The sequence below is a fragment of the Streptomyces parvus genome (genome assembly GCF_032121415.1).
Lineage (GTDB): Bacteria > Actinomycetota > Actinomycetes > Streptomycetales > Streptomycetaceae > Streptomyces > Streptomyces globisporus_A.
The window spans coordinates 4,569,954-4,583,345 of sequence record NZ_CP135079.1 but is presented as its reverse complement, the minus strand read 5'-3'; the positions used below and the strand labels follow the sequence as shown (position 1 = coordinate 4,583,345).

Sequence of the window (13,392 nt, the reverse complement as noted above, 5' to 3'; positions counted from 1 at the left end):
GACAGCCGGGCGGGGATTCACGTACCCGTCCGGCGGATGCGAACACCTCGACCCTCCCACCGCGCTCGCGACTCCGCCCGGCCGAAGCGGCCTGCCGAGGGCGGTGGGGCGCATCATGAGGGCATGCCACCGGAGAGCGGCGGCCCGGACCGTACGGACGACGGGCGATACGTGATCATCAAGGGGCGGCGCTGGCGGGCGACCGACCCGGCCGTCCCCGAGGACGCCGCCGCTGCCCTGCGCTCCCACCTGATGGCGGCGCGGCGGGCGGTACGGGAGGCGGCACGCGCGGGGGACGACGCGATGCTGCGCCGGGCGCGCGAACGAGTTCAGCGAGCGAAGGTCGCGCTCGGCGAACGGGGCGACCCGTGGTGGGAGCAGTCGGGGCGGGAGCGCGTCCGGCGGTGGCGCGACGGACTCGCGTGGTTCGACGATCACGGCGAGCACTGAACCGGGACGAGCCTCGCCGCCCGGGAGCGGTGACGTCGGCATCGGCCCGTGTCGTACCGGACCGCTACTGTCCGGCGCATGGAGAACATGATCCCTCGCGGCAACTGGCTCGACGACGACATATTCCGTACGTTCGTGAGGGAGATCGCCCCGCTGCGCCTCGGCTCCTGGAGCCTGTCCGAGTTCGAGGGCGCGACGTCCGCGCTGGGCTGGGAACTTCGGGACCCGAAGGAGGTCGCGGGCCAGGTCTGGCGCAGATTCTCCCCCCGGAAGGGGCCCTCGGCCGGATACGGCACCCTGATCGCCGACGCCTCGGAGCCCGAGCAGGTGCGCAAGCTGAACGTCCGCGTCGTCGACCTGCCCCCCGAGGACCTGGCCACGGCCGCGGGCTTCGTCCGTGCCGCCTGGTGGGTCATGGAGGAGGAGCTGGGCCCGCCCACGCTGTGGGGAGGCGACTCGGGGCCGTGGATGCTGTGGCGGCGCCCCGGCACCAGCATCCTCGTGCACTCGCACGACGGGGGCGAGGTGAGTCTCGAACTCCTGCCGTCCGCGACGGACAGCGAATCGGCCGGAAGGGGCTACTCCCGTGGTCGCTGGCGCGCCGCCGCGCCGGCCGAGCTGCCGCCCGCCCCGGCCCCCGGCTCACCGGACCTGTCCGGCACCACCTGGGAACAGGTCGAGAAGCGCCTGTCCGAAACCCTCCGGTCCCTCGACCACGACACCCCGTTCTTCCCCGGCAGGTTCATCCTGCACCTGGGAGCCGCCCGCGACCCGGAGCACTTCGTCCAGTGCTGGAGCCAGGACCTGAGCCTCGTCGTCGAAGCCACCGGCCATCTGCACCGGGCGGACGCGGCCGACCCCGCCCGCATGGCGCGGAACGGCTGGGAGTTCTCCCGCTCCGTCTGGCAGCGCCGGTTCCCCGACGCCATGGGCGACCCCGCGCACGCAGCCACCGCGGCCCGCATGCTCGTCGAGGAGCTGCGGCAACTGGGCGTCGAGCCGGCCGACCTCTCCTACGACGGCACCATGAGCGGTCGCGGACGCGGCTTCCACCTCGACCTGCCGGACCTGGGAATCCCGCGCGTCCACCACCCCGCCGCCTGAACTCCCCGCGCGGGGCAGTCGTTGCCGACACGGCGGGGTTCGACCGTGTCACGGAGGCGGCGCTCCCGGCCGGGTTCTCGCCCGCGTCGCGGAGAAGGCGCGGGTCGTCCCCGACGACTTCGGCTGACCCCGGTCACCGGCCGTGGCGGCAGTGGGCGGGAGGGTTCCGCGTGTTGGCGATCACGTCGTCGAGCCGGTCGCGCGCGGCGACCAGGTCGGTGATCCGGTGGGTGATCCTGGCCCGCTCGGCCTCCAAGTGCTCCAGGAGCCCCGGGTCCGCCGTGCCGGAATCCACGCACGGCAGCACCTGCCGGACGGACCTGCTCGGCAGGCCCGCGGCGAAGAGCTGCTGGATCAGCCTGACCCGGCCGACCGCGGCGTCGGGGTACTGACGCTGACCCCCGGCGCTGCGGTCGGAGTGCAGCAGCCCCTGCTGTTCGTAGTACCGCAGGGACCGGACACTGACCCCGGCCCGCTCCGCGACCTCTCCGATCCGCACCGGTCCTCCGTTCCCGGGCAGCCGCCCGACTTGCATCTGACATTGACGTCAGGTTTTAGCGTAGCCGGGTCGAGGCTCACCGAGCCCACCGAGCAGGTTAGGCAGGACATCATGCGCGCAGCCCGGTATCACGAGTACGGCGGTGTCGAGACCCTGGTGATCGAGGAGGTGCCGGAGCCTCGCCCCGGCCCCGCCGAGATCCGCGTCCGGGCGTCGGCGGCCGGCGTCAACCCCGTCGACTGGAAGGTGCGCAGCGGCGCGGTGCGGGACTTCCTCCCCGTGGAGCTGCCCGCGATCCCCGGACGCGACGCCGTCGGCGTGGTGGACGAGATCGGTGACGAGGTGCGGGATGTACGGGTCGGGGACCGGGTCTTCGGTCTCGGCGGTGTCACCGGTGCGACGGCGGAGCTGGTCGTGCTCTCCGCCTGGGCACCGGCGCCGGACGCGTGGAGCGACGAGGAGGCCGCCGGAGCCGGTCTGGCGTCCGTGACGGCGTTGGCCGGCCTTGAGGTGTTCGGCCCGCTCAAGGGGCGCACGCTGCTCGTGGAGGGCGCGGCCGGCGGCGTGGGGAGCGCCGCCGTGGCGATTGCCGTCGCGCAGGGCGCCACGGTCATCGGCACCGCCGGGGAGCGCAACCACGCGTTCCTGAGGGCTCTCGGAGCCGTGGCCACGACCTACGGCACCGGGCTGGCGGACCGGGTCGCCGCCCTCACCCCGGAAGGCGTCGACTTCGTGCTGGACGCCGCGGCCTCCGGCTCCCTGGCCGACCTCGTCGCGCTCGTGGGCGATCCGGCCCGGGTGTCCACCGTCGCCGACCACGCCGGCGGGTCCCGCCTGGGAACGCACGTGGCCAATGCCCGCAACGACTCCGCCCTTCTGGCGGCGGCCGGGGAACTGGGCCGGCGGGGTGGCTACACCCCGCGGATCGAGGCGTCCTACCCCCTCGACCGGATCGCGGAGGCCCACGCCCACTCCGAGCGCGGGCACGTGCGGGGAAAGATCGTCGTCACCCTCTGAGACCCCGCGCTCCTCACCACCCCCTGGCCCCGTCCGTGACCCGGTCGAGGTGGTACAGGTCGGCGACGCAGCCGCCGGGCCAGTACTGGCGGCCTCCCTGGCTGAACGGCTCCAGCATCTGGCTGATCACCAGGCGCTCGTACGGCAGGACCCGCTCCCCGGCCGCCGCCCCCTCCCGCAGGCGGCGGTCCTGGGCGTCCCACTTCTCGGCCCGGGCCCGCATCGCGGTGTCCAAGCCGGTCAGGGCGATGGCCGGGCCGACGCAGACCAGGACGCAGAGCGCGGCGCACACCGCCTTCGCCGGGGCGGTGCGGCGGATGTGGCGGCGGGCGGCCAGGCCGAGCAGGGCACCCGCGCCGACGAGCAGGACCACGTACAGCAGGAGGTAGTCGTTCCACAGCCGGTTGGCGCTCGGGTCGCTCACCCGGTCCTGGAACACCGGGTAGGCGATGACCGTGCACAGGTAGCCGGAGACCAGCAGCGTGACCAGCCCGGCGGCGGCGAGCAGCGGCCGGTGCGCGGGCGGGCGGGGCGGCGTGCCGTCCGCCCGCCGGCACAGCAGCCCCAGCAGGACGCCCGCCGCGACCGCGCCCACGTACTGCCAGGTCGTGACCACGGTGACGGTGATCTCGGCGAACGCGCGCAGCGAAGCGGCGAGGGAGTCGAGGGCGAGCAGGGACGTGGTCTCCGCCCCGAAGCGCTCCCTGCGGGTCATGGAGCCGGGTGAGGTGATGAGGACGAGGGCCCCGGCCGCCGTCCCGGCGATGCCTCCGGCGCACCACAGGCGGACGAACCCCCGGTCGGCGGCGGGGACGGCCCGGCCGGACAGGAGGAGCGCGGCCAGCAGCACCATCACCACGACGATCGCCGTCTCCTCGGACAGCGTGGCGAGGAAGGCCGCCATCAGCACCGCGACGGCGATCGCGAGGGCCCGCCCCCGCCGGGTCCGGGCGAGCAGCAGCGGAATCAGCGCGGCGCAGGCCAGGACGGGCGGCAGCGTGTGCGAGACGGACGCGGCGGGCCAGTAGAACGTCTTGTACGTGTTCGGCGTGACGAACAGGAACAGCGCGGTGGTCATGGCGGCGAGCAGGAGCGGCGTCCCGCGCGGGGTGCGCAGCCCGGCCCGGCGCAGCGCCAGGACGGCCACCGCCCACAGGACCGCGAGCACCAGGACCCCGCTGACCAGGGGGTACCACTGGTGTCCCGCGACCTGGAACTTCGCGTACGCGCCGACCAGGAGCGCGTTGGCGACCCGCCCGTTGTCGTCGAAGTAGAACTTCCCGACGAGGCCGCTGATGCCGTCGTCCCGTACGCGCGGCAGGAAGCACCAGTCGTCCGCGCCGGGTCTCACCCACCGCCCGAACCAGGACGCGGCGGCGAGCAGGGCGAGCGGCGGGAGCGCGAGGGCGCTCACCCAGAGCGCCGTCCAGGGGCGGTCCGCCTTGGGCCCGGACCGCTCCCGCCCTGCCCGGCTCGTCACGGTCGCGTTCTGCGCGCCGCCGGTCGGGGCCGCGGTTACGGGAACGTCGTCGGACATCGCGTCCTTCACCGGTCCTGGGGCGAGCGGGTGGGCAGAGTGGCGGGCGCGGGGCGGCCGGCCGGCGGTTCGGCGGGGACTCCCGCTGCCTCCGCCACGGTGCGGGCGGCCTTGGCCTGGCCCGAGGTGATCGCCCACCGCGCCAGCAGGAAGGAGATCGGCGTGACGATCACTCCGGCCGCCAGCGCGGCGAGGTTCTTGTCCATCCCGAGGCCGCTGACCGCTCCGTAGAGCAGCGCCCCGGACGCCACCAGGTTGACCAGGCTGGAGAGGGGATAGCGGACGAACGCGTGCCAGGTCGGCCGCGTCCGGCAGGTGACGTAGGAGTTGAGCAGGAACGAGCACACGATGCTGACCGCATAGCCGATGACGTGGGCGGTCAGGTAGGGGATCCAGCGGTTCAGAGAGGCGTAGACGCCGAGGTAGACGGCGGTGTTCACACAGCCGATGAGGACGAAGCTGCCGAACTGGCGGACGGTGCGGGACAGCCTCGGGGAAGCGGCGGGGCGCGGGGCGGCGGAGTTGGCGGCCGCGTCGGTGGCGGGGTTCTCGGCCCGGCCCTGGCCTTCGGTGAGCGCCGGGCCTCCGCCGAGTTGCGCGCCCCTGCCGAGTTGCGCGCCGCCGGGCGGCTGCCTGTCCCTGGTGAGCTGGGCGCGCGGCGCCGGGCGGTCCGCCGGCGCCGCCCGGCAGGTGGCGTCGGTCTCCCGTACGACGTACGGCGGGCGGTGTTTCGCCTCGTGGTAGATCCGGCCGACGTACTCCCCGATGACCCCGAGCGTCACCAGCTGGATGCCGCTGAGGGCCACGACGGCGGTGAGCAGGGTGGCGTAACCGGGGGTGTCCACGCCGTGCAGGACCACGCGCACGACGGTCCACAGGGCGTAGGCCAGCGCCGAGACGAAGACCCAGAAACCGGTGTAGATCGCCAGGCGCAGCGGTCGGTTGTTGAAGGAGAGCAGCCCGTCGATGCCGTAGTTCAGCAGCCGCCTGCTGCCCCACTTCGACCGGCCCGCCACCCGCTCGCTGTTGCGGTAGCGGAAGGTGACCGTGTCGAAACCGATCCAGGAGAAGATCCCCTTGGAGAAGCGGTTGCTCTCGGGGAGGGACAGGACGCTCTCCACCGCCCGCCTCGACAGCAGCCGGAAGTCCCCCGAGCCGTCGATCAGCTCGACGTCCATGCAGCGGCGCACGAGCGCGTAGTAGGTGTGGCTGAGGGTGCTGCGGATCATGCCCTCGCCCGTGCGGTCGCGGCGCGGGATGACCTGGTCGTAGCCGTGCCGGTGCAGTTCCAGCATGCGGGGGATCAGCTCGGGCGGGTGCTGGAGGTCGGCGTCCATGATGACCACGGCCGCCCCGCGTGACATGCGCAGGCCCGCGAGCATGGCGGCCTCCTTGCCGAAGTTGCGGCTGAAGGCGGTGTAGTGGACGCGCGGGTCACGGGCGGCGAGGGCGTTGAGCAGCGGGCGGGTGCGGTCCCGGCTGCCGTCGTCGACGTAGCAGATCTCGAAGCTGTCCCCGAGGGGGCCCAGGACGCCGAGCAGGGCGGCGTGGAAGGACTCGATGACCTCGGCCTCGTCGAAACACGGCACGACGACCGACAGCTGAAGGCCAGTCACTCGCCACCTCCGGACTTCGGGCCTCTCTCGGGGCCGGGCCCCTGACCGGCGCCCGCGCCGTCCGTCTCCGACGCCGGGGCCCGGATCGCGCCACGTCCGCCCCATCTGACGACGGGCTGCGGCCTCCGTCTCTCCGTACACGCGCGGGCGGACCCCTTTCCCGCGCCCTTTCATGCGAACAGCGGAGCCGGACCGGCACATCCGCTCGGGCGGACGGCGGACGCGGTGCGGTGGAACGCCGGGTCGCGGGGGTGAAAAGGCGGACATAGCCTCGCAAACGTGACGTCTCTTCGACTGCCACGGATGACCGGCCCGCTCGCCGCCCTGTCCGCCGCGCCGCTCGCCGCCCTGGCCTCAGCACTGCTCGCCGTGTGCTGGCTGGTGCTCCCCGCCGCCGTGCCCGCGCGCGCCGAGGACCCCGTCGAGCTGTCCCGGGACGGGCAGATCACCGACCGGGTCGGGGCCCTGGGCGACCGGACGGGCCAGGTGGAGGACGCCCTCGACCGGTTGTACGACGAGCAGCGCATCCAGCTCTTCGTGGTGTACGTACGCGATTTCTCCGGCCGGTCCGGACCGGCCTGGAGCGACGAGACCGCCGACCGCAACGGCCTGGGCCAGGACGACGTGCTGCTCTCCGTCGCCACCCACGGCCGGCAGTACGCCTACTCCGTCGACACGGACTCCCGGCTCACCGACGCCCAGTTGCGGGACGTGGCGGGTACCGCGATCGAGCCCGCGCTGCGGGAGAACGACTGGGCGGGGGCGGCGGTCGGCGCGGCCGACGGCTACACCTCCGTCCTGGCCGGACGCCCGGTGACCGCCCCCGAAATCACCCCGGGACCCGCCGACCCCGGATCCGACGGCTCCGGCCCCACGGGCGCGCGCGACTTCGTCCTTCCGGTGGCCGTCGTCGCGGGCGTGGGCGCGGTCGGCGTCTACGCGTACGCCCGGCGCAGACGGCGCGCGACGACGCGCACCACTCCGGCGGCCACCGGCTGGGGCCGGGGCGCGGGGGCGGACGGTGCGCCGGAGCCTTTGACGCCGCTGCCGGAGCTGGACGCGCAGGCCAAGCAGGTGCTGGTGGACACCGACGACGCGGTGCGCACGAGCGAGGAGGAACTCGGGTTCGCCACCGCCCAGTTCGGCGAGGAGGCGGCGAAGCCGTTCACGGAGGCGGTCGCGCGGGCCAAGGACGAGCTGACGCAGTCGTTCCGGTTGCGCCAGCAGCTCGACGACGCCTTCCCCGAGGACGACGCGACCCGCCGCCGGATGCTGGAGGAGATCCTGCGGAGGTGCACGGCGGCGAACGAGGGGCTCGACACCGTCTCCGAGGACTTCGACCGCCTGCGCGCCCTGGAGCGTACCGCTCCGCAGGCCCTGGCCACCGTGGACGCGACCCACCGCGGCCTCGCCGGGCGGGTCGCGGCGGCCGAATCGGGCGTCGCCGGGCTGCGCGAGCGGTACGGGGAGGGCACCGCCGCCCCCGTGGCGGCCGACGTCGAGCAGGCGAAGGACCGGCTCGTCTTCGCGGGCTCGGCCGTGGAGGAGGGCCGTACGGCGGTCGAGGGCGGCGAGAACTCCCGGGCCGCGGTGTACATCCGGGCGGCCGAGGGCGCGGTGGGCCAGGCCGGCACGCTGCTGGACTCGGTGGACCGGCGGGCGGCGGAGCTGGGCGAGGCCGCGCGGAAGCTGCCCGCCGCGCTGACCGAGACGGGGACCGACCTCGCGGACGCGGGCGGGCTGCTCGAAGGGACCGCCGAGGGGGTGTCGACCGCCGATCTGCGCGGCCGGATCGCCCGCGCCGAGACCGTACTCGCCGATGTGCGGGGCGCGATGGCGGCGGGACCGTACGACCCGATCGACGCGCTGCGCCGGGTGGAGGAGGCGGACGCGGCCCTGGACGAGGCGCTGGCGGGGGCCCGGGACCAGGAGCGCGGCGAGGCGAAGGCCCGGTCCCTCCTCGATCAGGCGATGCTCACCGCCCGGTCCGCGATCGGGGCGGCGGCCGACTTCATCACGACCAACCGGGGTGCGGTCGGCAGCCAGGCCCGTACCCGGCTGGCCGAGGCGCAGCGGCGGTGGGAGCGGGCCCGGGAGCTGTCGGCCGCGGACGCGCAGGGGGCGCTGGCCGAGGCGCGGCAGGCGGACGCGCTGGCCGGGCAGGCGACGGCCCTGGCCGAGCAGGACGTCCGCGGCTTCGGCTCGGTGCAGGGCCCCGGCGGGACGCGGGGCGGGGGCGGCGGCATGGGCGGGGCGGTGCTCGGCGGCATCATCCTCGGCGGGCTGTTCGGGGGTGGAGGCGGCCGGGGCGGGGGCATGGGCGGCGGCTTCGGCGGAGGGTTCGGCGGCGGCCGGTCCGGGGGCTTCGGCGGCGGGCCGGGCAGTTTCGGCGGTGGCGGAACACGGGGGCGCCGGGGCGGTGGCGGCCGCTTCTGAACAACCGCTCCCCACTCCTCACCCGTACCAGCGATCACGACTTCCAAGGAGCCCTCCCATGACCAAGCAGACCGTCCTCGGCCGCGTCACCCAGCTCGCGAAGGCCAACATCAACGCCCTCCTCGACCAGGCCGAGGACCCGCAGAAGATGCTGGACCAGCTGATCCGGGACTACACCAACAACATCGCGGAGGCCGAGCAGGCGGTTGCCGCCACCATCGGCAATCTCCGCCTGATGGAGCAGGACCACCAGGAGGACGTGCAGGCGGCGGCCGAGTGGGGCGGCAAGGCTCTGGCGGCCAGCCGGAAGGCCGACGAGCTGCGCGGGGCCGGGTCGGTGGCGGAGGCGGACACGTTCGACAACCTGGCGAAGGTGGCGCTGGGCCGTCAGCTCCGGTCCGAGCAGGAGGCGAGGGGGGCGGAGCCCACCATCGCCTCGCAGACGGAGGTCGTGGACAAGCTGAAGACGGGGCTCGGCCAGATGAAGGCCAAGCTCTCCGAACTCCAGGCCAAGCGCGACGAGCTGGTGGCGCGTTCGAAGTCCGCCCAGGCGCAGAACCAGATGATGGACGCCGTGAAGAACATCGACGTCCTCGACCCGACGAGCGAGCTGAGCCGCTTCGAGGACAAGGTGCGGCGCGAGGAGGCGAAGGCCCTGGGCAAGCAGGAGCTGGCCGCCTCCTCGCTGGACGCCCAGTTCGAGCAACTGGACGGCCTGGGCGACAGCGCGGAGATCGAAGCCCGGCTGGCGGCCCTGAAGACGGGCGCGTAACAGCTCCCGCCTCGGGGTCAGTACATGCTCAGCAACTGCTCCACGGAGAGTTCGGCGGCCGGCTCCCCGTCCGGCAGGGCCAGTTCGAACCAGACGGTCTTGCCGCGCGGGGTCCGGCGCGAGCCCCAGGCCGCGCTGAGCAGGCCGACCAGCTGGAGCCCGCGGCCGCCCTCGTCGGTGTCGCGGGCGCGGCGGCGGCGCGGCTGGACGAGACCGGCGTCCCAGACCTCGCAGACCAGGGTGCGGTCGCGCAGCAGCCGGAGCCGGATCTCGCCCTCGCCGTAGCGCAGGGCGTTGGTGACCAGCTCGCTGACGAGGAGTTCGGTGGTGTCGACCAGGCCGTCGAGGTCCCAGGAGAGCAGTTGGCTGCGGGCCAGCTCGCGGGCCCGGCCGACCGAGCGGGGTTCGCGCGGCAGCGTCCAGTCCCCCACCGCCTCCGCGGGCAGCCCCTGGATGCGGGCCATCAGCAGGGCGATGTCGTCCTCGCCGTGCTGGGTGTCGAGGGTGGAGAGGACGAAGTCGCAGGCGTCCTCCAGCTCCATCTGCGGGCCGGTGAGGACGGCCCGCAACGCCGCCAGCCCCTCGTCCAGCGGCTGGTCCCGGGACTCGACCAGGCCGTCGGTGTAGAGGGTGAGCAGGGCGTTCTCGGCGAGCTCGACCTCCACCTCCTCGAACGGCTCGCCGCCGACGCCCAGCGGCATGCCCGGCGGTACGTCGATGAGACGGGCGGGCCGGCCGGGCTCGACGACGGCCGGGGGCATGTGCCCGGCGTTGGCGAACGTGCATCGCCGGGTGACCGGGTCGTAGACCGCGTACACGCAGGTCGCGAGATACACCTCGGAGAGGTCCGCCTCGCGCGACTTCTGCGCGGCGCGGGAGGGCCACTGCGCTCCCCCGCTGCCGCCGAGCCCCTCGCTGCGCTCGCCGCCGCCCGGGGAGCCGAGGCCCCGGGCGACCTCGTCGAGTGCGGAGAGCACCTCGGCCGGTTCCAGGTCGAGGAGGGCCAGGGTCCGTACGGCGGTGCGCAGTTCGCCCATGGCGACGGCGGCGCGCAGGCCGCGCCCCATGACGTCGCCGACGACGAGGGCGGTGCGGTGGCCGGGCAGCTCGATCACGTCGAACCAGTCGCCGCCGACCTCGGTGGCGGTGTTGCCGGGCAGATAGCGGCAGGCGATGTCGAGTCCGGCGGCCTCGGGGTCGCCGGGCGGCAGCAGGCTGCGCTGGAGGATCAGGGCGCGTTCGTGCTCGCGGCGGTAGAGGCGGGCGTTGTCGATGCAGACGGCGGCGCGGGCGGCCAGCTCGGTGGCCAGGGCCCGGTCGCGTTCGCCGAACGGCTCGCTCCCCTTGGTCCGGGAGAACTGGACGAGGCCGACGACGGTGTCGTGGGCGACCATCGGCACGGCGAGCGTCGACTGTACGAAGCCCATCTCGTCGCCGGGGACGTCCTCGACCCGGCCGGAGCGCAGCGCGACGGCGCGGGGCGAGCCGAACGGGAAGCGGTGGACGGAGCCGAGGGCGGGCGGCAGATCGTCGGGGCCCGGGGGTCCGCTGCCCGCCACGGCGGTGGGCAGGGCGTCGGCGACCGCGCTGGCGTGGGCCACCCGGCGCAGCTCCGCCGAGCCTCCGGCGGACTCGCGGTGGGCGGGCGCCCAACTGCCGGGCGCTGCCTCCTCGCCGGTGAGGAGGCCCTGGTAGAGGTCGACGGCGGCGAGGTCGCAGAAGCCGGGCACGGCCACGTCGAGAAGCTCGCGGGCGGTGGTCTCCAGGTCGAGGGAATTGCCGATGCGGGCGCTGGCCTCGTTGAGCAGGGCGAGGTTGCGGCGGGCGCTGGCGGCCTCGCGGGCGGCGATGTGCCGGCGGGTGACGTCGGTGGCGAGGCCGGCGATACCGACGGGGCGGCCGGCCCCGCTGTGCACCCGGTAGAGGTTCATGGACCAGTGGCGGCGCTCGGTGGTGCCGGGGGCGGTGCCGACGAGCTGGAGGTCGGTGACCGACTCCCCGGTCTCCAGGACCCGCTTCAGGGTGGCGGACAGCCGGTCGGCCTCGGCCTGCGGCAGATAGTCCTCCACCGTGCGGCCCCGGTGGTCCTCGGCCGCACCGCCGAAGACCGTGGCGAAGCGCTGGTTGGCCCGGACGACCGCGAAGTCCGTACCGAACAGCACGAAGCCGAAGGGAGATTGGCCGAATATGGCTTGGGACGCGGCGAGGTCGGTCTCGATGCGCCGCAGGGCCCGGACATCGACGACGATGCAGAGCGCGGCGCGCTCGCCCTGGCCCGTCAGACTCGGCATGACATAGACCTCGGCGACGCCGTGCGCCCCGCCCTCGCCCGGCATCCGGAACGGGACGAGGCCCGTCCACTCCTTGCCGTCGAGGATCTCGCCGACCCGCCGATGGCCGTCCGAGCGCAGCTCGGCGGGCATGAAGGCCTCCACCGGGTCGCGGCCTATCGCCTCGGTCGAGGTCATGCCGAACAGCGCGGCGGCCCGGCTGCTCCACTGCTCGATCAGACCGTCGGGGCCGATCGAGAAGGAGGCCACCTTGATGTAGTCGTAGATCGAGCCGGGCGGGCTGTTCTGCCACACGACGTCACCGGCCGTCCCGACGGCGTCGCCCGTCGTCCCAGGTATTTCGCTCACGCGACCGTCCCCTCCAGCTCACGCACCGGACCGGTCCTGCCCGCAGTATTCAGCACTACGGCCCCGACCGACACGGCGTTCACGATCACAGCAAGGTCTCAGTCCCTTTCAGCCAGGTTCTGCCCGACCTCTGATGATCGCTGTGCTTCCCTCCACTCTCCTAACCAGGGAGAGCCAGCTCGAACCACACGGTCTTGCCGCTCTTTCCGCGGCGGGTCCCCCAGCGACGTGCGGAACAGGCCACGAGCTGGAGTCCGCGGCCGCCTTCGTCATCGGGTCCCGCACTGCGTTCGGTGGGTGGATCCGGAAGCGGATCGGAGACTTCCACCAGCAGTCCCGGGGTGGCGGGCGAGTGGTCGGCGGAGGGAGGGTCCCCGTCGGGGTGCGTACGGGCCAGGCGTACGCCGATGGGGCCGGAGGCGTACCGGAGGGAGTTGGTCACCAGCTCGCTGACGAGGAGGACCGCCAGGTCGCCCACCGCCGCGTCGAGCCCCCAGGAACCCAGCGCACCCCGGACGGCGTGCCGGGCGCTGCGCACCGAGCCGGGCTCGGCCGCGAAGGTCCACTCGGCGCAGTCGCCTTCGGTATCGATCACGCCGATCACTTCCCAGGGACGACCGCGGGCGCACCCCCTGTACAAATGGGGACTAAACAGCCCATACCCACCATCGATTACTCGCTACCGCGCAACCGGGTGTTTGGTGCAGACGGCCGCATGCCCACCGCAGCCGAGCGGTCAGCGGTCAGCGCAACGCGCCCGTCGCCCTGAGGTCGTCGAAGAGCAACTGGTCCACGGGCGGCACGAGGGCCCGGTCGGCGAAGGAGAACCACGCCATCTCCTCGATCTCGCTGCTCGCCGCGAGCGTGCCGCGGTAGTCGCCGTAATAGCAGCTCATCCGTACGACGGCGGCGCCGGGCCGGTCGTCGACTGGGGCCTCGTACGTCCCGGCATGGACGACGGTCTCCCGGATCAGGCCGACCGTCAGCTCTTCCTCGATCTCCCGCAGGAGGGTCTGCAGATCGGTCTCCGTGCCCTCGCGCTTGCCGCCCGGGATGTAGAAGACGTCCTTGCCCCGGGGCCGGGCGCACAGGATTCTGCCGCCCTCGATCCGCACCCACGCCACCGTGTCGATCAGCACCGACGTCACCTGGTCACCACTCCGTCATCACTCCGCCCCGCTCCCGGCGCCGTTCCGCCGGAGGCTGACGCACCCCGGTCGGGCCGGACCCTACCGCCCGGGGCGGCGACGCACGGAATGCGGGCGATGCGAGACGGGGGCGTACGCGGGCGCCGAGGACCCCCGGAAAGACCGAGGGCCCCG

Annotated in this window: 11 protein-coding genes; 5 read left to right on the top strand and 6 right to left on the bottom strand. The window is 73.9% G+C overall.

From position 1 onward, the window contains the following. Positions 1–123: 123 nt before the first annotated feature. Complete coding sequence (locus RNL97_RS21805; RefSeq protein WP_030576510.1) at positions 124–450, top strand: hypothetical protein; 327 nt, start codon at positions 124–126, stop codon at positions 448–450. 78 nt (positions 451–528) lie between these two features. Further along, a complete protein-coding gene (locus tag RNL97_RS21800; protein WP_313751092.1) occupies positions 529–1,554 on the top strand; it encodes a TY-Chap domain-containing protein in 1,026 nt (341 codons plus the stop codon). A gap of 133 nt (positions 1,555–1,687) precedes the next feature. Here the strand turns inward: RNL97_RS21800 and RNL97_RS21795 are convergent, their stop codons facing one another. After that, complete coding sequence (locus RNL97_RS21795; protein ID WP_030576504.1) at positions 1,688–2,053, bottom strand: MerR family transcriptional regulator; 366 nt, start codon at positions 2,051–2,053, stop codon at positions 1,688–1,690. Positions 2,054–2,164: 111 nt separating this feature from the next. On the opposite strand from RNL97_RS21795, the gene RNL97_RS21790 reads away from it, so the two are divergent. Next, positions 2,165–3,070 (top strand): NADP-dependent oxidoreductase, encoded by a 906-nt coding sequence (locus RNL97_RS21790; RefSeq protein WP_030576502.1) that lies wholly within the window; start codon positions 2,165–2,167, stop codon positions 3,068–3,070. A gap of 13 nt (positions 3,071–3,083) precedes the next feature. Here the strand turns inward: RNL97_RS21790 and RNL97_RS21785 are convergent, their stop codons facing one another. Beyond that, positions 3,084–4,607: a DUF6056 family protein gene (locus tag RNL97_RS21785; RefSeq protein WP_313751091.1), complete on the bottom strand. Its 1,524-nt coding sequence runs from the start codon at positions 4,605–4,607 to the stop codon at positions 3,084–3,086. Positions 4,608–4,615: 8 nt separating this feature from the next. Continuing rightward, on the bottom strand, positions 4,616–6,223 hold the full coding sequence (locus tag RNL97_RS21780) for a glycosyltransferase (protein WP_243314999.1): 1,608 nt from the start codon (positions 6,221–6,223) through the stop codon (positions 4,616–4,618). A 303-nt stretch (positions 6,224–6,526) separates the two neighbouring features. Here RNL97_RS21780 and RNL97_RS21775 point away from each other — a divergent pair, with 303 nt between their 5' ends. Continuing rightward, the gene (locus tag RNL97_RS21775; RefSeq protein ID WP_243316402.1) at positions 6,527–8,659 is read left to right on the top strand and encodes a TPM domain-containing protein; all 2,133 of its coding nucleotides are present in this window, start codon (positions 6,527–6,529) and stop codon (positions 8,657–8,659) included. A gap of 58 nt (positions 8,660–8,717) precedes the next feature. Further along, a complete protein-coding gene (locus RNL97_RS21770; RefSeq protein ID WP_030576492.1) occupies positions 8,718–9,431 on the top strand; it encodes a PspA/IM30 family protein in 714 nt (237 codons plus the stop codon). Between the two features lie 17 nt (positions 9,432–9,448). On the opposite strand, the gene RNL97_RS21765 is transcribed toward RNL97_RS21770, so the two are convergent. The 3 genes from RNL97_RS21765 to RNL97_RS21755 form a co-directional block, all read right to left on the bottom strand. Continuing rightward, positions 9,449–12,016, bottom strand: a complete 2,568-nt coding sequence (locus RNL97_RS21765; RefSeq protein ID WP_030576489.1) for a SpoIIE family protein phosphatase — start codon at positions 12,014–12,016, stop codon at positions 9,449–9,451. A 214-nt stretch (positions 12,017–12,230) separates the two neighbouring features. After that, a complete protein-coding gene (locus RNL97_RS21760) occupies positions 12,231–12,674 on the bottom strand; it encodes an ATP-binding protein (RefSeq protein ID WP_243314997.1) in 444 nt (147 codons plus the stop codon). Positions 12,675–12,813: 139 nt separating this feature from the next. Then, on the bottom strand, positions 12,814–13,218 hold the full coding sequence (locus tag RNL97_RS21755) for an NUDIX hydrolase (protein WP_243314996.1): 405 nt from the start codon (positions 13,216–13,218) through the stop codon (positions 12,814–12,816). Between the last annotated feature and the right edge of the window lie 174 nt (positions 13,219–13,392).